The 246-nt window shown below is 60.2% G+C and carries 1 protein-coding gene; it reads right to left on the bottom strand.

Features of this window, described 5'->3' with window-relative positions:
* On the bottom strand, positions 1-200 hold a 200-nt coding region (locus GHN86_RS23825; RefSeq protein ID WP_228389661.1), incomplete at its 3' end, for a hypothetical protein.
* Positions 201-246: the final 46 nt, after the last annotated feature.

The following is a 246-nucleotide window of genomic DNA, read 5'->3' as shown; positions in this document are numbered from 1 at the left end:
AGCACCGCGATTCTTGATCCAGACCCAGCGGCCTTCCAGTCGCTGTGCGCCGTCCGAATCCGCGAAAGGAGATAGGTCGGAGTGCGGCTGCTTCGCTCCTTCACGCCGCCGCCTTCGGCCTGCGCGCTCCGCTTGCGGGCGATCAGGTCGGGGTTGATCTTGCTTTTGTCGTGGCTTTTCGAACGATCTTTGCGAAGCAAAGTCTAGTGAGTACACTTCTAATGAAGTGGCCCAGCGGAGCTAGGC

This window comes from Pseudomonas helleri, from assembly GCF_009600315.1.
Taxonomy (GTDB): domain Bacteria; phylum Pseudomonadota; class Gammaproteobacteria; order Pseudomonadales; family Pseudomonadaceae; genus Aquipseudomonas; species Aquipseudomonas helleri_A.
This window is presented reverse-complemented; position numbering and strand designations above follow the sequence as displayed.